At 70.6% G+C, this 248-nt stretch carries 1 protein-coding gene; it reads left to right on the top strand.

What is annotated here, in order from left to right; all coding sequences use genetic code 11:
• Positions 1–248: hypothetical protein (locus R0J87_RS23125; RefSeq protein ID WP_498889290.1), on the top strand; the 248-nt coding region annotated here is incomplete at both ends.

Here is a 248-nt window from a genome sequence, read left to right as displayed (position 1 = left end):
CCCGCGCCGTGCGCCACGAGTGGGCGCGCATCCTGCGCCCGGGCGGCCTGGCCATCGTGTTCTGGAACTCGCGCCTGCTCGAGGCCACGCCGTTCCTGGCCGGCTACGAAGCACTGCTGCTCGAATTCGGCACCGACTACAGCGCGGTGGCCGAGCGCTACCAGGACGACGACAGCATGCGCGCCTGGTTCGGCGCCGGCTTCGTCGATGCCACCAGCTTCCCCAACGTGCAGCGCATGGACTTCGCC

This window comes from Halomonas sp. SIMBA_159 (genome assembly GCF_046536035.1).
Taxonomy (GTDB): Bacteria; Pseudomonadota; Gammaproteobacteria; order Pseudomonadales; family Halomonadaceae; genus Vreelandella; species Vreelandella venusta_A.
Note: the sequence above shows the minus strand (reverse complement) of the source record. Positions and strands in the feature narration are given on the sequence as shown.